The organism is Archangium gephyra, assembly GCF_042230915.1.
Classification (GTDB): Bacteria; Myxococcota; Myxococcia; order Myxococcales; family Myxococcaceae; genus Archangium; species Archangium gephyra_B.
In genome coordinates this window covers 9649686-9668868 of sequence record NZ_CP102578.1, presented here as the reverse complement: position 1 = coordinate 9668868, position 19183 = coordinate 9649686, and the positions used below count along the sequence as shown (strand labels likewise).

The window sequence follows — 19183 nt, the reverse complement described above, 5'->3', positions numbered from 1 at the left end:
TGATGGCCCTGGCCGTTCTCCTCGCGGGCAGCACCTGGGCGCAGGACGATGAGAACGACGGAGGCTTGCGCACGCTCTCACGGCTCACCGTGGGCATGGGAGATCAATTCCTGGGGCAGCTGGCGCCCGATGGAAACACGCTGATCTTCGTGTCCAACCGCAACATCGCGACCGAGATCTACGTTCAGGATGTGGATCAGGGCCGTGAGCGCCGCCTCTTCGACGAAGGCGCGGACGTGACCTGGCCGCGGGTGAGTCCCGACGGCAAACACCTGCTCTACATTTCGTTCCGGAACCAGGCCAGCGGCCAGCTGTGCGTGCGGGAGCTGCCGGGTGGGGAAGGGCGCCGCTGCCTCGAAGAAGAAACCAGCGCGCTGCAGGCGGAATGGATCGATGCCTCGCATGCCGCGCTGGTGAGCCGGGCGACCATCCAGGGCGATCTGCGCTTGTCGCGGGTCACGGTGGGGCGCCAGTTGAGCGTGAGTCCCCTGGTCGAGCGCAACCTGACCAGTCCCACCCTCTCACCTGATGGGCGCTGGCTGGTGTACGTCCCGGTCGAGCGCTCCGTGCAGCAGGTGGGCCCTGGCTTCGCCGCGCGTGCCTCGCCCCATCTGGAAGCACTTCGGCTGGATCGCCCCGGCGCTACCCCCATGCCGCTGGCGCTCAATCTTCCGGGACAGACCGGACAGCCGGTGTTCGCTCGCGATGGGCGCTCCCTGTACGTGGTGCAGTTCTTCACGGACTCCAATGCGGACGGGGTCATCGACGCCAGCGACAGGGGTGTGCTGTTCCGGGTGCCTTTCGCCGCTGAGCGCGAGGACGCGCCCGAGCTGGCCGCCGCCTCCAGTCCGGACCAGCTCACCAGTGCGGCCTGGAGCTGCGAGTACCCGGCGCCCGCGGCCACGACACTCATCGCGACCTGTTCGCGTGATCAATCGCTGGATGTGTATCAGCTGCCGCTGGATGGCCAGGTTCCCAGCAACTGGGACGTTCCCCGCCTCAACGAAGAGTTGAAGATGGCTGGCAGGCGCGCGGATCTGCTCCTGCTCTATCGCCAACGCCTGCTGCGCGAAGCCCGGCCCAAACCCCGCCGTCTGCTGATGATGCGCCTGAGCCAGCTCCACCTGGCTTTCGAGGACTTCGATGCGGCGGAGTTCTACGCCCGCCATATGCGCTCGGTGGACGATCCCGCCACCGCGGGGCTGGCGGAGCCGCTGCGGCTCCTCATCGACCACCGGCGCGCCATGAAGGAGCTCGAACGCGGCCGCATGGTGGACGAGTGGAGTGACGCCGAACGGCAACGCATGGCCGCGTTGGATCCCGCTGCCGCTCCCAGTCCGCCCTCCGCCGTCTTCCAACACGTGGTGCGCAGTGAGCTGGCGGAGGCCGCTGGCGACTTCACGCTGGCGCGGCAGGAGCTGGAGGCTGCCCAGGTGACCGACACCACGCCGCGCGCGGTGTTGGAAGCCTGGTTCGAACAAGCGGACTCGCTGTACCGCACGCTCGACGATCGGGCGGCCCTGGTCGAAGCCGGCCGCCGGCTCTCCATGAACAAGGTGTTTCATGAGGACGACCAGCTCGACTTCGCTCGCGCCGCCGTCCGTGCCCTGTACCGGGGACGCCCCTACGACGAGGCGGATGCCGCCATGGCCCAGGCACTCGCCTCGGCACCCGCCGGCTCGGCCTATGCGTTCGCCTTGGAGCTGGGACGGCATGTCAACGCGGTGCACGAGGAGCGTCCGCCCCGCCCCGTCCGAGATGCGCTGATCGCCTTCTACCGTCAGCAAAAGGATCCCCTTCGCCGGCGCGCACTGGTGCAAGACGCCGTCGAGCGCGCGGCGGGCCTCGGCGCCGATGGCGTGCTGGAGGCGTTGGCGACGGCCTACGTCGACGACGCCCCTCCCGGCACCGAGGAACGCCGCCGGGCCGAGCGGTTGTTCCGCCGCGCGATCATGGGCCGCGCCTACCGCCGGTTGGGGAGGCAGCGCGTGGACGAGGCCCGTGCCGACTTCGACCTCGTGACCCAACGGACTGGCTATCTGGAGAGTGCTGTCGAGTCCATGGTCCTGCGTTTGCGCGCCGACGTCAGTCCCGAGGTGGTGGAAAAGGAAGTCACCACGACATCCCCAAGGATGGCCAGGCCGCTCGCGCACTTCGTGAAGGCCTACCTCCTGGCGCGCCAGTTGCCCAAGCTGGATGACCGCGCCCACGCCCTGGCGGTCGAGGCGGCCGTGAAGGAGCTGCGCGCATCGTGGCAGGAGCTCAAGAACCAGCGCGCGGTGCAGGCCCTCTATGGTGCCATCCACCACGAGGACTTCCTTCGCGGCCACGCTCCTTCCGCCGCCGAGCGCGCCAACCGGCACTACTTGACCGCCCTGGATCTGGTGCGCAACAACGTCCGTTACAGGGCGATGCTCCTCGGTGCGTTGGGGCTGTTGCACACCCAGGTGGGCAACTTCCACATCGCCCTGGGCTACCTCGAGCAACGGGACAAGTTGCCCTACGTGGACAACGCGGCGGGGCTGTCGGTGTCCCTTGCCCGCGCCCGGGCGCTCTTGCACGTCGGCCGCGAGGACGAGTCAGCCCAGGCGGCGGATCAGGCCCTGGCCATGGTGGACGCCACACCGAAGCTGGCCAAATTCGTCACCCTGGCCCTGGATCGCGCGGCGCTCTACAACCTCGCCGCGGGCCGGTTCGAGCGTGCGTTGGCGCTCTACGATCGCGAGCTGCCCACCGTGGAAACGGGCCCCAGCGACGCGGAGGGTCTGCGCAACCGGTTGGTGGTGCGGCTGGCTCGCTGTGCCGCGGCGTTGGGGGCGGGTCAGCCCCAGCGGGCATTGGAGGACCTGGACAAGGTGGATCGCGACCTGGCAACCCCTGCGGTGCAAGCCACGTTGAAGCAGGCACACGCCACCCCCAAACACGTTCAGCGCTCCTATCGCATCATCGCCGCGGGACTGCGCGCCAATGCGGAGACCCGGCTCGGGAACCTGGACGCCGCCGCCCACGCCCTCGAGCAGCGGCGCGCACTGTTCCTGGAACAGTTCGCCGAGTCGGATCGCGATGAGGACATCCGCGCGGTGACGCTGGCGGAGACGCGGCTGGCCGAGAATGCCGTGGATCGCCGGGACACGGCGCAGGCGGCCCGCTGGTTGGGCAAGGCGCTCGAGCACGCAGACACCCTGATCCAGCGCACCCATGCGCCGGTCGATGCCAGTCAGCTCGACGTGCTCTGGTTCGCGGCGCAGTTGCACTCGGATGGGAACACGCAGGTGCCTTTCGACGTGCCCAAGCGCCTGGGCCAGGCGCAACGCTCCCTCATCGAGCAGCGTGATCCTTCATGGCGCGCATATCTGGCGTGGTTCGAGATCCATCTGGCTCTCCACGCCACCCCGCCAGCAGCGGTCCCAGAGGTAGCGGAGACAGCCTCGTCTCAGTCCCGGTAGTTCACGCACCGATTCTGGAGGAGCGTCCCATCCACGGCCGAAGTGACGAAGGCGTGCTCCGCCTCCTGGGAGGAGCCGTAGCGCCAGTTCACCGTCCATCGGTCCACCTGGGACGCCGCGTCCCGCCCCTCGTGGACGATGGAGTAGCGGTCCGCCTGGACGCTGCTCTCCCTCGCGGGGCACGTCGCGCGGATGCTCCAGCGCTCGCGGAAGGCGGCCGATAGCGCGACGGGGGGCTCCAGGCAGAGCAGTCCCACGGGGTAGGGCACGGCAGGCGGTTTCGGATACTCCGTCCAGAAGGAGCTCAGGATCGTCTCGAGCAGCCGCTCGATATCGGGCGGAGGGTTTCGCGAGGGCACGGTCTCCGGCTGGCGCAGGTGCGGGCGCAGTGCTTCCAGGAAGGGCGCCCCCTCCTGCTCGGGCTGCCACCGCAGCACCTGCCCGCTGGAGACGAGCAGCAGCTCTTCGCGCCGAGGCTCCAGCGGGGCGAGCGCGTTCGACAGGGACACGTCCCCATACCACTTCGTCTTCTTCAAGGAGGCCTGCACGTCGGGAGACGCGGGGCGTACCCGCACCCCGTCCTCGAAGCCGGTGGCCAGCTCGGAAGCCCTGTGGGCGACGTACTGGGCCGTCATGCGGAGATCCACCTCATGGACGGACAGGGTGCCTTGGGGCAGCGTGAAGAGGGCGTCGTAGAGAGGCCCCCGCTCGGCGGAGAGGTAGAAGGCTCCGTCGCGAGGCAGGGCCTCGTCGGGGGGAATCTCGAGGGGGCAGGACACGAAGGCCCCGCGCAGGCCGGCAGGCGGCTGCGAGACCATCCGGCGGTAGGCGTCGCGGGCCGTGAGCGGAGGATCCACGTTGGGGGCGAGGGGGCGGTAGAACAACGTGAGCGGCTCGAGCACCCGCCACTCCCACTCCAGCCCGCCCTTGAACTGAAGCCGCTGTCCCACGCCCACCCGCGCGCTCAGGTTTCCGCACGTCACGGAGGCCGCGCCGCTCTCGAAGACGAGCACGGTGTCGCGCGGGAAGGTCACCCTGCGCACACCATCGGCGAGGGAGACGCGGACCCAGGTGGCAACGAGCTCACCCAGTGCGTCGTAGAGCCCCTTGTAGTCATGGGGCCTGGAGACAGGAATTCGTTCGATGTGAAGGGGCTGCATCGCGAGCGGGTGACGCACGAGGGACGCCGGGCCTGACAGGAATGTGCTGGGGACGACTCTCAGTGGCGCTTGCGCCTGGCGAGCTCGGCCTTGAGCGCGGCGAGCTCGGCCTTGAGCTCGGCGATCTCCCGGGCCTGAACCTGGAGCGTCGCGACGGCCATGCTCGTGTAGCCGTACAGGTCCACCGTCTGCCCATTGTGCGCCACCGATGGGGCCGGCCCCACGTCATCGATGATGAAGCCGAGGTGACGCCGCGCCGCCTCATCCTCGCTCGTGTAGCGCCACGTCGCCAGCTTGTAATGGAGCAACTGGTCGCGAGTGCGGCGCAGCGCGGCCTCATCGAGGTACTCCACCTCCTTCTTGAACTCGCGCTTGGAGATGGGGCAGATGTCGCCCTGGATGCAGGTGGGCTCGGGGAAGGGCTGCCCCGTGCAGCACGTCTCGTTCTTGCCGCACACCCGGGTGCCGCACACCGTCACGTTCGGCGGGCACTTGCATTCCTGGGGGCAGCTCCGCGTCAGATGACAGCCAGGCGCGTCCGGGCAGAACGGCGTCGGCGCACCGCACTGCACCTTCTCCGTGCTCCGCACGCTTGCGCTCTCGTCTCCGTCCCCCACGGGTTTCAGCTCGCTCCCACCACAGCCCGCGACGATCAGGGCCCCCAGCAGCAACGCGCTCGGCAGGTTCCGCATGATGTCCACCCCCGGATGGTCCGTTGCCCAGGATGGGCAGGGCCACGCGAACGATGGGGCGCCGGGCCCCCTGCGCCACCGCCCCCGGGGGCTGGGTGTCGATCGCAAAGCAGGCCCACCCGGCGGGGTGTCGAAAACAAGGGGAATCACGGCCTCACAGCGCCAGCACCCATCAGCGGACCGTATGTGCCCCCGGCCACAGGCGGACCAGCAAGGCCGCCAGCGCCGAGGCGGTCGCGAGCAGCGTCACCGCGACCCATCCCCACCGGGCCAGCATGAAGCTGCCGCTTGCCGCGCCGATGGACATGCCGATGAACATGCCGACGAACAGGACGGCGTTGAGTCGGCTGCGTGCGGAGGGCTCGAGGCCGAAGACGATCGTCTGATGCGCCACGAGGGTGAGCTGGATGCCGAGGTCGAAGCCGATCGCGCTGGCGGCGAGCAGCCACAGCCGGGTGCCCGGCTCGAGCCACGGCGACGCGAGCATCGTGGCGAACGAGATGGCCGTCAGTCCGGCGCCCAGACGCGTGACCACTTCGGGGCCGAAGCGATCCGCGAGGCGGCCCGCCACCGGCGCGCCCAGGGCCCCGGCCGCGCCAGCCAGGCCGAAGGCTCCGGCGGCCGCGCTGCCCAGGTGGAACGGTGCGCCATGCAGCATCACGGCGAGGGTCGACCAGAACGCGCTGAAGCCGACCGAGAGCAGGCCCTGAGCCAACGCGGCCCGGCGCAGTGCGCCGTGCGTGCGCCACAGCTGGGAGAGCGAACCGAGCAGGGCGCCGTACGTGAGCGTGCTGGCCGGGCGGAAGCGGGGCAGCCCGTGCCAGGCCACCACGCCGAGCAGGGCCACGCTGGCGGCGGCGAGCATGTACATGGCGCGCCAGCCGAACTGCTCGGCGACTACGCCGCTGATGACGCGAGAGAGCAGGATGCCGAGCAGCAGGCCGGTCATCACCGTGCCCACCACCTTGCCGCGGTGCCTTTCGGGCGCCAGGGTCGCGGCGGCTGGCACGATGTCCTGCGCCAGGGTCGCCGCCAGGCCGATGGCGAAGCTCGCCACCAGCAGCGGACGGATGCCTGGGGCGAGGCCGCCCAGCAGCAGCGCCACGCTCAGGAGGGCGGCCTTGATGAGGATGATGTGGCGCCGGTCGAAGCGGTCACCGAGGGGCGTCAGCAGCAGGATGCCCAGCGCGTATCCCAGCAGGGTGAGCGTGGGCACGAAGCCCATCGCGGTGTCCGAGGCTCCGAGGTCGGCCCCCATCACTCCCAGCATCGGGTGGCTGTAATAGAGGGACGCCACCGACAGCCCGGCGCCCGTGGCCAGCAGCAGGCAGAGGCCGCGCGGCAAGGGCTCGCTGCCAGCTTGGCTGGCGGAGGCCACCGCGGCCATGGTGCCGTTTCCGGCGGTCCTATGTACGGAACGAATGAAAGACATGGTGTTCACCCCTGGCGCTGCGAGTCGAGGCAAGTGTGTGCCAGAGGGGTGTGCATCGGTAGTAGCGTGCTCCGCACAGTGGATATACGCTTCGCGTATAAAGCTGCTTGGAGCGCCCCGTCATGCCCACTCCTTCAAAGCCGTCCCGGCCGCGTGTCTCCCCGATGCGGAGGTCTCCCGCCGTTGCTCCGGCCACCGCGGACCGGCTCGAGCTGATGCAGACCTTCCTCCGCATCGTCGACGCCGGCAGCCTGTCCTCCGCCGCGGCGCAGCTGGGCACCACGCAGCCGACGGTGAGCCGCCGGTTGCAGGCGCTGGAGCGATCGCTGGGGCTGCGGCTGCTCCAGCGCTCCACCCATGCCATGAAGCTCACCGAGGACGGCGCGCGTTGCTATGAACGCGCGAAGGAGTTGCTGGCCAACTGGGACATGTTCGAGGCCGACCTGCGCGGCGCGGGCGACGAACCGGAGGGCCGGCTGCGTGTCGTGGTGCCCCACGCGTTCGGGCAACAGCTGCTGGTGGGGCCGCTGACGGAATTCCTGAATCGCCACCCGCGGGTATCCGTCGAATGGCTGCTGTACGACCGGGTGGCGGATTTCATCGCGGACGGCATCGACTGCGCGATCCACGTCGGCGAGGTGCATGACCCTGGTGTGGTGGCGGTCCGGGTGGCCGAGGTGCCGCGCATCGTCGTGGCCGCGCCGTCCGTGTTGGCGGGCGTGCCCATGCCGGCCCATCCCGATGAGCTCGCCCGGCTGCCCTGGCTGTCGCTGCGCACGTTCTATCGCAACGAGGTCTCCCTCACCCACGTGGATACCGGAGAGGTCCAGCCCATCGTCTTCCACCCGCGCCTGAGCACGGACAGCCTCTACGCCCTCCGCAGCGCCGCGGTGAACGGCCTCGGCATCTGCGTGGCCTCGTCCTGGGTGCTCCAGGAAGACATCATGCGGGGCCGGCTCCTGCACCTGGTGCCGCGCTGGCAGGCCGCGCCCTTGCCGATGTATCTGGTCTATCCGTATGCGCGGTTCTACCCGGCGAGGCTGCGCGCGTTCGTGGCGTTGATGCGGGAGACCATCCCAGCAGCCCTGGCGGTGGCAACCGGGGAGGGGGAGAAGAAGAAGCCCTTGCCGGTAAGGTAGAGGCAGATGAAGGGCCTCGTGGAAAGGGCTCATCGCTTTGGTCACGGAGCTCGAATAGCCACTCGCCGGGCGTCCTCCCAGGCTCCGCCGGTTGAAGTGCTCTTCTTCGATTCCGTGCTATCGGGACGCATGGCTCCGTCCACCTCTCCGTCCCTTGCTCCCGCCCTCTCTCCGTCTCCCGCTCCACCCACGACCATCGACGAGGTCATCCAGCAGGCCAATGACATCATCGACCAGTCGCTGCGGACGCCTTCGCGCATCGGTTACTTCACCGCGCTCTACGAGCGGGTCACCGTCAACGTGAGGCGAGCGCTCATCGCGGGCAATGTCTTCCAGGACAACGCCCGCATGGCGCAGCTGGACGTGGTCTTCGCCAGCCGCTTCCTGGCCGCCTGGAACACCTGGTCCTCCGGTGGCACTCCGACGAAGTCGTGGAAGATGGCCTTCGACGCCCTGGATCAGGACTCCCCGTTGGTCCTTCAGCACCTGCTGCTGGGGATGAACGCCCACATCAATCTGGACCTCGGCATCGCCGCGGCGACCGTGGCGCCTGGTCCGCAGCTGGCCGCGCTGAAGGAGGACTTCCACCGGATCAACGCCCTCCTGTCGCGGCTCGTCGCCGTGATTGAAGTGGAGCTCGGCGAGGTCTCTCCCCGCTTGAAGCGCCTCGAGGCCATCAGCCCCGATGGGGAGAACGCGGTGTTCAACTTCGCGATGGATGCCGCGCGCGAGGGAGCCTGGTTGCTGGCCGAGATCCTCGCGCCGCTGCCCCAGGAGAAATGGGGCCCCATCATCGAAGCGCATGACCAGGTCGTGGCTGACCTGGGCAAGCTCATCCTCCACCCCGGAGCGCTGGCGGAGGGATTGATCGCGTGGATCCGCGAGGCCGAGTCGAAGGACGTCGCCTACAACATCCAGGTGACCGGCGGGTAGAGCGCGGCGGTGGCGGCTGCACGCGTAGGCATAGGGACCTCACACGCGGTAACTTCCAGTGGAGGCGGCGGGAATCGAAGCCTGCTCAGCGACAACTACACCTCCCCCGCCGGCACGCGCCGGGGACGTGGCGGAACGTGGCGGGAGGCCTGCAACGGACGCGGCCTCCCCGGCCACCGGTGTCAGTCCGACAGCGGGCTCAGGGCGCCGCGTTCATCAGGTCGACGGCGCTCTGCTGACGAGCCGCGTCCGTGCTGTCCAAGCCTCCGGCCCAGTGCAAGCCATACGCATCCAGGGCGTTGCGATCGTTCGCGTAGGCCGAGTCGGCCTGGCGGCGCAGGTAGGGGGTGTAGGGATGGTCGGGGAGCAGTGAGTTCAGCGCCCCCAGCCCCCGGACGTACGCCCCCTTGAACGACGGGCCATCGGCGCCGCAGTCGCCATTCTCGCACGGGTCCCTGAGGATTCCGTTCGAGTTGAGCGACGCGCTGGTGGTCGACGCGTCCGCGAGCTGGCGCGCGGTGGTCAGCAGACTGCTGTCACCCGTGGCACGGTACAGCTCGGCGAGCCCGCCCAGCAAGACACCCTGGTTGTATGACCAGACGGTGCCGCCGTTGTTGCGGCAGGTGGTCAGCTCGATGCCGTCGTTCACCAGGTTCGACCCGTTGATCATCCCGGTGCCCTGGAACCACGACCACGCCGCGCGGGCCCGCTGCAGATAAATGGTGTCACCCGCGATGCGGTTGTGCAGCGCGGCGTTCAGCTGTAGGTAGAGGCTGTTGGCGATGGCTGCCTTGTATGTCTTGGCGGTGCTCCACCAGACCCCGCCGCCACACGTGCTGTCCCAGTAACGCGCCATGTAGTCGGCGGCGGCCCGGGCGGTGTCCAGGTACCGGGTCTCCTTGGTCAGGTCGTACGCATCGACCCACGCCATCCCCCACCACCCCGTGTCGTCGATGTAGGCGTTGGTGAAGTTGCCGTACATGGCATTCCGGTTGCGGTCATAGGTGTTGGCGATGGCATAGCGATAGCTGCTCATGCCGCTCACCCGGATGTTGTCAATGAGCGCCGTCAGCGCATTGGCGGAGTTCCACCAGCCCGTGGTGCGGAACAGGCCGGTGCTGTTGTCATAGAACATCATCAGCGCGGTCGCTGAGGCGGCACGCCGGTCGCCGGCGTTCCACGTGGTGCGGGCCCACGGGGTGCAGGCGATCTCGGGCCGATCGCCGGCCTTGCCACAGGCGCGCATCGCACCGATGCCGTTGTTGGCCCAGTCGTCCACGTTGAACATCAACGTGCGCCAGCCCCTGGCCGACGCGGGGATTTTCGTGCTTCCGAGTTTGCTGCCCGAGGCCCAGGTGCGTCCGCCATCGAAGGACCGGTCCAGCCAGACCTCGTCACCCGGGTTGCCGTTGTCGATGGAAGCCCACGACATCGCGTCGGTGTCGTCAAAGTGCAGCGTGAGTTGCCGCGAGTAGATGGTCGCCGTGACCGGCTGGCGGTCCCCCGGCGACAGCGCCGGGTCCCGGCCATCACAGTACTTGTTGCAGATGGCCGCCGCCGCCACGGAAGGCACGGAGACGAAGAGTGCCGTGGCAAGGGCACCGGCGTTGTATCGCGAGGCAGGCATGACATCTCCCGGAAGATGAACGCCGCGCCCGCCATTGGCGGTGCGAACGCCATTAAACATGATTTCCAGGGATGGCTTATTATTATTGATGTCGTCTGTCAATGCGCCGGCCTCCCGGCCAGTGCTGGAAAGGTCCGCGCGGAGGCGATTCAGGCCCCGTACGGCATGTGCACGGTGAAGGACGTGGTGCCCTCCTGGCTCGAGCGCACCTCCACCCGCCCCCCTCGACAGGAGACGGCGCGGCTCACGGCGGCGGGAATCGAACCCGCCGCTGGAGGCCTCCAGCCAGAGCGCTCCAGGCACGTCGCGGCGCCCGCGGCTACAGGGCGCCCATGTCGTAGCTGGAGGGCACATCCACGTGGAAGGCCACGTCCACGGAGCGCTGCTCGGCGGGGGCGAGCTTCACCTTCCAGGTGAGGAAGCCGTCCGTCGGATTGAGCTCGTGGCCCGCCGTCGTCTTCGCCTCCACCTCCACCTTCACGTCCTCGAGCTCGGAGACGGGCAACTGCTCGGTCACCTCCACCACCTCGGGGCCGGGACGGAAGTTGCCCAGGTCGAGCCGGTAGGCGTAGCGGAAGCGGCGCTTGCCGTCGAACAAGCCCTTGTCGTGGGCGATCTCCTCCACCACCACGCGCTCCACGCGCAGCGACTCCTCGATGCCGAAGGTGAGCTGGAAGGGCCCGCCCTGGGGCACGTGCTCCACGCTCTGCCGGCCGATGTAGCCCGAGGCGCTGAAGAGGTCCACGCTCCCTGGCAGCAGCGCGAAGGGCGCGCCGTTGACGAGCCGGGCCACGCGGAACACCACCGGGCGCAGCTTGGGCACGGCGCGCCAGAGGAAGGCGGCCCGCAGCTTCGTGCGCGCCACGCGCAGCCGCACGTCTCCCCCATCACCCCGCACCTGCGCGGGCTCGGGCACCTGCAGCTGCACGGACAGGCCCTGCGAGGCCGCGCGCAGCGAGCCCTCCTGCTGCACGGGCACTGCCGCCGCGGCCTCGGCATGCTGCTGGTGCTCGTCGCGGCGCACCAGCACCTTGCGCTCGCGGCCCTGCTCCCAGGCCGACAGCCGCAGCGGCTCCATCGTGGGCGGTGAGGCATTGGCCGGAGGCCGGGCCGTGGAGAGCGCCAGGCGCACCCCCGTCCAGTCCTCGCCCGTGGTTTGCCGCACGGTGGCGTAGGTGGACAGCTCCACCTGGCCCGAGGCCTCGTCGGCGCGCGCCTCGTAGGAGGGCGTCCACCCCGCGCCCCCCACGGTGTAGTCCAGCTCCACCCGGGCCTGGGCCGCCGCGCCGCAGGCCAGCCGCACCTCCACCCGCCGCTCCCTCCGCGCCGATGACTGGGCCAGGAAGCCCTCGCGGGCGCGGAGTGTCTCCAGCTCCCGTTGCACCTCCTGTATCCGGACGGAGGCCGAGCGCAGGTCCGCCTGGGCACGCACCCGCACGTCCAGCGCGGTGTCGAAGGCCTGGGTCCACGCCCGGGTGTCCGGCCGGGGTTCGGCGAGCTCGCGCCTCACGCGTGTCACGGCCACCGCATCGAGCTGCTCGCCCATCGCGTTGCGCGCCTGGGCCCGCGTGAGGGTGTCCTGGAGCCCGGCCAGCTCGCGCTCCAGGGTTTCGCGCTTGTCCAGCAGCGTCTGGTGCTCGGCGCCGAAGGGGCCCTTCACGGGCTGCTCCGAGGCCACGAGGCTCTCCACGGTGGCGCTGTCGGCGCGGGCCCGGAAGGAGGCGGGGTCGGCCGCGGGGGGCAGCGAGTCGAAGACGGCGAGCGCGCGGCCGGAGCACGGGACGCTCTCCACGCGCGTCACCGCGGCCCGGTCCGGGTAGACGACGACGGAGGACACCTTCGCGGGGGCGGCGAGCGCCAACATCATCAAGGGCAGGGCGTACATGGCGGCTCCTTATTGTCTCTGCTGCAGACGCCAGTTCTTGGGGTGGCGCACGGTGTAGCGGAAGGTCACGGTGCTCTTGCTCGAGGGTGGAATGGACAGACGCCATTCCAGCGTCCCCTTGCCGGCGTCCTGCTCGGCGTAGGGCTCGGTGCTCACGAGCTTCACCTCCACGTTCTTGTCGCCCGGCAGGGGCCATTGGTCATGCAGGCGCACGGACAGCGGGAAGGGGTAGGGGTTGGCCACCTCGAGCGTGACGGCGTACTCGGTGACGTCGTCCTTGCTGATGAAGCCCTTCTCGGAGGTGACGAGCCGCACGTTGCGCACCGGACGCACCGCCGGGTCGATGCCGAGCGGCAGGGTGAAGGGCTCGCCCGGAGACACGAGCTGGAGCTGGGCCTGGCCCGAGGGGTCCGCGCCCACGAAGAGCTGGGCCTCGCCCCCGGGTAGCACCTGCCGGGAGGGGCTGCGCAGCTGGGCCACGAGGAAGGCATTGGCGGTGAGGGCGGGAAACAGCTCGCGCTCCACCTGCACGGGCCACGTCTCGGTGAACAGGGGCACGCGCCGCTCGCCCTGGCCACTGCGCACCGTCTCGCGGCGCTGCGCGGGGAAGCTCAGCGCCTGGCCTCCCGCGAGCGAGGCGGGCAGCCGTGGATCCATCGTGGGCTGCCGCCAGCCCGGTGGCGGCTCGAGCCCCACGGGCACGTCCACCGCGGGCTGCTCGGTGAACATGGGCTTTCCGCCCCCCGCGCTGCCCCGGGTGATGAAGTCCGAACCCACGTTGATGCCCGTGGTGGTGGAGCCCACGTCGATGGTGGGGGGCGCCGCCGTGATTTCGATTGTCTCGCTGAAGGCCTCGGGCAGCAGCTCCACGTTCACGCGGATGGTGCGATCCAGGCGCAGCTGGATCTCCGAGCGGGAGAAGGGCCTGAACGACTCCTTGTCGAAGCGCAGCGTGTAGACGCCCGGGGGGAGCTGGGGGATGCGGTACTGGCCCTGGGCGTCCGTTACCACGACCTGCTCGCCCTGGAGGTTGGGGGAGGTGGCCGTCACCACCACGTCCGCCTCGGGCCGCTTGTTGTCCGCGCTCACGACGGCGCCGACGATGGTGCTCCCCCCGCGCGACGCAGGAGCCGGGGACTGCTGGGGCGACGGGGCAGGAGGCGGCGTCGGGGCCAAGGGCGTGGGGCGTGAGGGGATGGGCTGGCCCAGCAGGGAGAAGAGCCGCTCGCGCAGCCGGGTCCCTTCGCCCGGTGCCAGGGGAGGCGGCGGGGTGGGAGCGGGGGGCGCGCGCCAGGAGTCGGGGACGGGGGCGGGCGTGGGGATGAAGCGCTCGCGCTGGCCAATCTTCCAGGTGGCCAACTGGGGCGCTGGCATGAACGAGGTGGGCAGGGCGGTGCTGAGCGTGAGCGCCGCGTCCTCCCAGTCCTCGCCCGTCTCCTGGCTGACGCGGCCGGCGAAGGCCACCTCCACGCGGTTGGATTCGGGCACGAGCCGCAGCTCGTAGGCGGGGTACCAGAGCGCGTCCTGGATGAAGTAGGTGAGCGTGAGCGTGGTGGCGCCCTGGCCCGAGACCGTGGCGACCACCTGCAACCGCTCGCGCAGGGAATCGCCGACCGTCCGCCGCGCCTCCGCGAGCCGCCGCGCCTTGTCGCGTTCGAGCGTCTTCTCGCGCGAGGTCAGTTCCCGCACCTTCGCCTGGGCGCGGGCGGTGGTCTCTTCCACGAAGTCGGTGGAGGCCTTCCAACCCGACGCATCCAGCCGGGACGCGGTAGGGGCCGTCCCCTTCGGCGCGGGGAGGGGCTCCGCCGAGGGATCCGGCCGCGTCTGCTCGAGCGATTCGAGCTGTGTGAGGTACGCGGAGCGCTCGGCGCGGACCTGTGCGAGCTGCTCCTCGAAGCGCTCCAGCTCGGTGACGAGCTGGCGGGCCTCGGCGGTGGGGAGCGCCTCGGGGAGCGAGGTGCGTGACTCCACGCGTGTCACCTCGGCGCCCTGGGCCTCCACCCGGAGGCTCGAGGAGTCCACCGTGCCTTGGAGCGGGGGGAACTCCACGAGCTGGGAACCGGAGACGTTCACCCGGGCGGTGCGCACCACTCGCGCTCCATCACTGTAAACCGTGACCGAAGTCACGGGGGCTTCCACCGCCGCGAGCCAGAGCGCGGCCAGTGCCGACAATCCGAAGACGGGCATGCAAAGGGTGTAACGCTTTCCACCGCGTTCGGAGAACCCCCTTTGTTGAGAGTGATTGAAGGATGAGGCGGCCGTGATGAAACCATGATTGGACGTCGTCCGGGGGAGTCGCCGCGGTGGTACGGTGACCTCACCGGCGGACTCATGCCGGGAGGGAGAGCGCGTTGGCTCGGGTGGAATGCTCATGCTCGCGGTGCGGCAAGCCGGCCTCGGTGTACATCGGAGAGGCTTCGGCTGGCGGCAGGCTCGTCTGGTCCCGTGCCTTCGTGTGTGAGCACTGCGGGGCGGCCTGGGAGGAAGATGGCCACGGCGTGCTGCCTCCCGAGCTCCGAGAGGTGGTGCTGCAGCAGCAGGGTGAGTGGTGCGTGGACGTTCTGAGCGGCGACTCGGGTACGAGAGTCAGGGCGCTCCAGGTGCTGAGGGAGTTGCTCGGGCTCACCGTCGTGGAGGCGAAGCCGTACCTGAAACGGATTCCCGGAACCGTGGCGCGGGGAACACAAGGTGAGATGGAGCGTCTCGCGAGGCGGCTGAGGGAGCTTCGAGTCGAGGTCGAGGTGAAGCGGTTGGCCGGTCAGGACGCCTCCTGAGCAGCCTGGCGGGCGAGGGACTGCCCGGCGGGCGCTGCCTCCCCAGACATCGGGAACTTCCCCACCTTCAGGAGGTGGAGGAATAAAATGCAAATGGAGTCGTCGCCTGGCGTGCTGTTGCCGGAGGAACCCGCGCGACGTGATGCGCGTCACGAGGCGAAGGTCGAGCGGATCGCGCGGCAGTTGCGGCAGCGGACGAGCAGGCGGCCCGTGTCCTTCAAGAAGAAGACACCACCGCATCAGGTGCCCAAGCGCAACGACCAGCGGCGGAGCGACGAGAAGATCGACCTGAGTGACCTGGATCAGATCCTCGAGATCGATCCCGTGGCGATGACGTGCACGGCCGAGCCCGCGGTCACCTTCGAGGAGGTGGTCCGCGCGACGTGGCGCCACGGGCTCATTCCCATCATCGTCCCCGAGCACAAGACCATCACGATCGGAGGCGCCGTCGCGGGGTGCTCCATCGAGTCCATGTCCTTCCGGGATGGGGGCTTCCACGACACGTGTCTGGAATACGAGATCATCACCGCGAAGGGAGACGTGCTGCGCTGCTCCCCTGAGCAGAACCCGCTCGTGTTCCAGATGATCCACGGCTCGTTCGGGACCCTCGGCGTGCTCTCGAAGCTGAAGTTCAAGCTCATCCGCGCCGCGCCCTACGTGCACGTGACGTACGAGACGTACGCCACGCTCGAGGCCTTTCAACAAGCCATCTGGCGCTACTTCACCACCCAGGATGTGGACTACCTCGACGGGCAGATCTTCTCCCCGACGAAGCACGTGCTGTGCGTGGGCCGCTTCGCGGAGCGCGCCCCATACGTGAGCCGCTACGACTGGCTCAAGGCGTATTGCGAGAGCATCCCGCGCCGCGCGGAGGACTACCTCACGCTCTACGACTACCTCTACCGCTACGACCGGGGCGTCACCCACGTCACGCCCAAAAGCCTCGTGGGCCGGGCGCTGTTCGGCAAGCTGGTGCACTCGGACAGCGTGCTGAGGGCCGCGGACCGCTTCCACCGCTTCCTGCCCAAGAAGAACCCGCCCGTCATCGTGGACGTATTCATCCCCTTCTCGCGCTCGGCCGAGTTCATGGACTGGTACCACCGCGAGATGCACTTCTACCCGGTGTGGTGCGTGCCCTACCGGCGGATGCGGGACTACGAGTGGCAGACGCCCCGCTGGTGGTCCGGCGTGAAGGATCCCCTGTTCCTGGACCTCGCGGTCTACGGGCTCCAGCAGCAGCCGGGCCGCAACATCTACAAGGAATTCGAGGACGAGCTGCAGCGGGTCAACGGCACCAAGACGCTCATCTCGTACAACTACTACGACGAGCAGACCTTCTGGAGCATTTGGAACAAGGAGACCTGGCAGGCCGTGAAACGGCTGACGGACCCGGACAACATCTTCCGCGACCTCTACACGAAGACGTGCCGGGCGGCGCTCGGGCTGCAGGAGCAGCCGTCCGGCTCGGGGGCCTCGGTGCACTGAGAGACCTCGGGACCCGCCTTCCTGCCTCCATACCAGGGGAGCGCGGGTTGGCTCCGATGCCCGCACGCCTCGGGGAAGGAGCGTCTATACTCCCGGCGTTCGGAAGGCCGGGTCTCGTCTCATGAATGGTCGTCGCGTCCTCTCTCCAGTCCTCCTCCTCGGCGCCGGAACCGGCGAAGCCACCTGCGGCATCCTCTATCTCGCGAGCTATCTGCGGCGCGGCGGGATCGAGGCCTTCGTCCGGCTCTACGACGGGGACGAATCCGAGAAGGAGGTGAGGCGCTCGCTCGAGGCCCTGGTGGCCCGCGTGCGTCCCAAGCTCGTCGGGATCAGCCTCAAGTGGTTCCACCACGTCCACCGGGCGCTGCTCCTGGCCCGGATGCTGCGGAAGATCGACCCCCACATCCGGATCGTCATGGGGGGCAACACCGCGTCGTACTGGTGGCGGGAGCTGCACGCGTTCGACTGCATCGATCACATCGTCCTGGGTGACGGCGAGCGGCCGCTGCTGGCGCTCTGCGAGGGCGATCCCTCCCCGCCCAACTGCGTCACCCGGGCTCCGGACGGCACCCCGCGGCGGTTGCCCCTGGAGTACGTACAAGGCGCCACGAACAGCGAGGACGTCTACTACTCGCACTTCAACGACATCTTCCTGAGCCACCAGGACCGCCACGCCTTCTCGGGGTGGGTCGCGCCCGGCAAGGGGTGCGGCGAGAACTGCCTCTACTGCGGTGGCGCCCGCGGCAACCAGAAGGCGGCCTTCGGACGCGCGAAGCCGTTCCTGCGCTCCGAGGAGAGTGTGCGCCGCGACCACCAGGAGATCGCCAGCCGCACGTGGCAGCTCCGCTACGACTTCTCGGGAAGCTCGGCGGAGTTCCTGCAGAGCACCTGGGCGGGGGTCGATCTCTCCCGCCACTCCTGCATGTATTTCCTGTGGGGGATTCCCCGGATGGGGCTCATCGATGCCCTGGCCGGGACCTTCGAGCACGTCCATATGGTGCTCGACATCGGCTGCTTCTCGGAACAGCAGCGGCAGGAGCAGATGCGCCGTGGCCTGCTCAAGCCGTGTGCCTCGGACCCGCAGCTGCTGGAGATCATCGACAACTGCCGCCGCCACGAGAACCTGGACATCGAGGTCTCTGGAATCGCGGGCCTCCCCTTCGCCAGCGCCGCCACGCTCGACGAGGAGGTCCGCCTGGCGGAGCGGTTGATCAACCTCGACTGTGGGCTGGGCTACCAGCGGCTCGAAGCGCAGCCTGGGGCGCTCGCCACCGAGCACCCCGCGCGGTTCGACATGGTGTCCGAGGCGCGGACGTTCACGGAGTTCCTCGAGTACTTCGAGCAGCGCGCGCCCGGCGATGTGTCGTCGGTGCCGATGCTGCGCTTCCGCGACGCGGCGCTCGAGAAGGCCGTGCAGCGCACGTCGGAGCACGTGGATGCCCTCGCGTGCGAGCACCGGGACTCGAAGCGAAGGGTCGAGATCAACGGACGCACGCGCCTGTTGAACACCGCCCCCTCGACGCTCCGGTTCAAGCTGGGGGATTGGCTGGGACCGCACCGGGTGCCCGCGAAGGTGGCGCAGGAACAGGTGACCGTCGTCCGGTCGGTGGATGGAACGGGCCTGGTCTGTGCCCCGTCGGTCAACCCGCGAAAGTTCACCGACCCGACGCTGGACCAGGGCGAGGACGGCCAGATCCTCCTGACCACCCTGGCCGCCTTCGAGCGCCCGACGACGGTCGCCCACGCGGTGACGCAGCTGGGGACGAAGTTGCGGCTCGACCCGGGCTCGGCGCGCGAGGTCATCGAGCATCTCGTGGACGGACGCTTCCTGCAGCCGGCGTGAGGTGTTCTCGCTACGGCTTGGGCTTGGGCTTGACGGACCGGCGGATGGGCTCATTGCCCAGCTCGACGGTCACGGGCCTCGACTCCAGCTGGCAATTGTCCGGAGAGAAGTGGTTGGGGTGCGAGAACTTCACCGTCAGCCGATGCTTGCCGGGAGGCACGGGGTAGTCCGATGAGAGGTCCACCACCGTGCGGTAGACCGCTCCGGGCTTCAGCTCGATGAATCGGCCGGGCGGGGCCCGCTTGGCCATCATCCCGCGATAGGAGATGGGCTGGCCGTCGGCCTCGACTTGAAAGAGATTGTTCGAGAGCGTCCCTTTCTCGGCAACGCTGGGCCCGTCGAGCTGGAGCGGCCGCGTGAGCGCGTTGGAGACCTTCAGCTCCACGGAGTACTTCCACCCGTCCGGACCGGGGCTCGCCTCGACGAGGCTGACTTCCACCGGCCAGGTCAGGAGTCTCGCCTTCCTCGTCTTCAGGTCGACGAGGTGGCGCACGCCACACTCGTCCTCGATGAGCAGCGCCTCTCCCTGGGCGTCGAGCGTCATCGACCTGAAGAACACCACCTGCACGTCGGTCTCCACCTGCTCGTCGACGAGGTACTTGAAGACCTCGACCTGCCAGAGCGGCTTTCCGGACTTCTCGTCGACCGCGAAGAGCACGCCGCTGTGGGACCACCGGGATTCATAGCGGACACCGTCCCGGGTGATGGGGGCGATGACGGGTGGGGGAGGGCGGGACATGGGGATGGAGCGCTCCGAGTGCTCTTCG

Annotated in this window: 13 protein-coding genes; 6 read left to right on the top strand and 7 right to left on the bottom strand. The window is 69.0% G+C overall.

Features of this window, described 5'->3' with window-relative positions:
• Nucleotides 1–2 precede the first annotated feature (2 nt).
• Nucleotides 3–3446 carry a hypothetical protein gene (locus NR798_RS38025; protein WP_375773889.1) on the top strand — a complete coding sequence of 1148 codons (3444 nt, stop codon included), beginning with the start codon at nt 3–5 and terminating at the stop codon, nt 3444–3446.
• On the opposite strand, the gene NR798_RS38020 is transcribed toward NR798_RS38025, so the two are convergent.
• From NR798_RS38020 to NR798_RS38010, 3 genes are all read right to left on the bottom strand, one after another.
• On the bottom strand, nt 3434–4624 hold the full coding sequence (locus NR798_RS38020; RefSeq protein WP_375767460.1) for a hypothetical protein: 1191 nt from the start codon (nt 4622–4624) through the stop codon (nt 3434–3436). The two genes, NR798_RS38025 and NR798_RS38020, sit on opposite strands and share 13 nt — an antisense overlap.
• Before the next feature lie 41 nt (nt 4625–4665).
• Nucleotides 4666–5298: a tail fiber domain-containing protein gene (locus NR798_RS38015; protein ID WP_375767459.1), complete on the bottom strand. Its 633-nt coding sequence runs from the start codon at nt 5296–5298 to the stop codon at nt 4666–4668.
• A 172-nt stretch (nt 5299–5470) separates the two neighbouring features.
• Complete coding sequence (locus tag NR798_RS38010) at nt 5471–6730, bottom strand: MFS transporter (RefSeq protein WP_375767458.1); 1260 nt, start codon at nt 6728–6730, stop codon at nt 5471–5473.
• Between the two features lie 122 nt (nt 6731–6852).
• Between NR798_RS38010 and NR798_RS38005 the strand changes: the two genes are divergently transcribed.
• Nucleotides 6853–7869, top strand: coding sequence for a LysR family transcriptional regulator (locus NR798_RS38005; RefSeq protein ID WP_375767457.1), 1017 nt, complete (start codon nt 6853–6855; stop codon nt 7867–7869).
• Between the two features lie 129 nt (nt 7870–7998).
• Entirely contained in the window at nt 7999–8802 is an 804-nt protein-coding gene (locus tag NR798_RS38000) for a DUF5995 family protein (RefSeq protein WP_375767456.1), read from the top strand.
• 199 nt (nt 8803–9001) lie between these two features.
• Here NR798_RS38000 and NR798_RS37995 read toward each other — a convergent pair whose 3' ends face one another.
• The 3 genes from NR798_RS37995 to NR798_RS37985 form a co-directional block, all read right to left on the bottom strand.
• Nucleotides 9002–10531, bottom strand: coding sequence for a glycoside hydrolase family 76 protein (locus NR798_RS37995; RefSeq protein ID WP_375767455.1), 1530 nt, complete (start codon nt 10529–10531; stop codon nt 9002–9004).
• A gap of 217 nt (nt 10532–10748) precedes the next feature.
• On the bottom strand, nt 10749–12314 hold the full coding sequence (locus NR798_RS37990) for a mucoidy inhibitor MuiA family protein (RefSeq protein ID WP_375767454.1): 1566 nt from the start codon (nt 12312–12314) through the stop codon (nt 10749–10751).
• Nucleotides 12315–12323: 9 nt separating this feature from the next.
• Nucleotides 12324–14501, bottom strand: a complete 2178-nt coding sequence (locus NR798_RS37985) for a mucoidy inhibitor MuiA family protein (RefSeq protein ID WP_375767453.1) — start codon at nt 14499–14501, stop codon at nt 12324–12326.
• 173 nt (nt 14502–14674) lie between these two features.
• Here NR798_RS37985 and NR798_RS37980 point away from each other — a divergent pair, with 173 nt between their 5' ends.
• The 3 genes from NR798_RS37980 to NR798_RS37970 all read left to right on the top strand — a co-directional run bounded on the left by NR798_RS37980 (nt 14675) and on the right by NR798_RS37970 (nt 18416).
• Complete coding sequence (locus NR798_RS37980) at nt 14675–15088, top strand: hypothetical protein (protein WP_375767452.1); 414 nt, start codon at nt 14675–14677, stop codon at nt 15086–15088.
• Between the two features lie 87 nt (nt 15089–15175).
• A complete protein-coding gene (locus tag NR798_RS37975) occupies nt 15176–16573 on the top strand; it encodes an FAD-binding oxidoreductase (RefSeq protein WP_375767451.1) in 1398 nt (465 codons plus the stop codon).
• Between the two features lie 121 nt (nt 16574–16694).
• Complete coding sequence (locus NR798_RS37970) at nt 16695–18416, top strand: B12-binding domain-containing radical SAM protein (RefSeq protein WP_375767450.1); 1722 nt, start codon at nt 16695–16697, stop codon at nt 18414–18416.
• A 10-nt stretch (nt 18417–18426) separates the two neighbouring features.
• Here the strand turns inward: NR798_RS37970 and NR798_RS37965 are convergent, their stop codons facing one another.
• Nucleotides 18427–19155 carry a hypothetical protein gene (locus NR798_RS37965; RefSeq protein WP_375767449.1) on the bottom strand — a complete coding sequence of 243 codons (729 nt, stop codon included), beginning with the start codon at nt 19153–19155 and terminating at the stop codon, nt 18427–18429.
• Nucleotides 19156–19183: the final 28 nt, after the last annotated feature.

Bases quoted from the DNA above. Each gene is read 5' to 3' on its own strand.
- NR798_RS38025 (WP_375773889.1), top strand. From the start codon at position 3: ATGGCCCTGGCCGTTCTCCTCGCGGGCAGCACCTGGGCGCAGGACGAT.
- NR798_RS38015 (WP_375767459.1), bottom strand. From the start codon at position 5,298: ATGCGGAACCTGCCGAGCGCGTTGCTGCTGGGGGCCCTGATCGTCGCG.
- NR798_RS38010 (WP_375767458.1), bottom strand. From the start codon at position 6,730: ATGTCTTTCATTCGTTCCGTACATAGGACCGCCGGAAACGGCACCATG.
- NR798_RS38005 (WP_375767457.1), top strand. From the start codon at position 6,853: ATGCCCACTCCTTCAAAGCCGTCCCGGCCGCGTGTCTCCCCGATGCGG.
- NR798_RS38000 (WP_375767456.1), top strand. From the start codon at position 7,999: ATGGCTCCGTCCACCTCTCCGTCCCTTGCTCCCGCCCTCTCTCCGTCT.
- NR798_RS37990 (WP_375767454.1), bottom strand. From the start codon at position 12,314: ATGTACGCCCTGCCCTTGATGATGTTGGCGCTCGCCGCCCCCGCGAAG.
- NR798_RS37985 (WP_375767453.1), bottom strand. From the start codon at position 14,501: ATGCCCGTCTTCGGATTGTCGGCACTGGCCGCGCTCTGGCTCGCGGCG.
- NR798_RS37975 (WP_375767451.1), top strand. From the start codon at position 15,176: ATGCAAATGGAGTCGTCGCCTGGCGTGCTGTTGCCGGAGGAACCCGCG.
- NR798_RS37970 (WP_375767450.1), top strand. From the start codon at position 16,695: ATGAATGGTCGTCGCGTCCTCTCTCCAGTCCTCCTCCTCGGCGCCGGA.
- NR798_RS37965 (WP_375767449.1), bottom strand. From the start codon at position 19,155: ATGTCCCGCCCTCCCCCACCCGTCATCGCCCCCATCACCCGGGACGGT.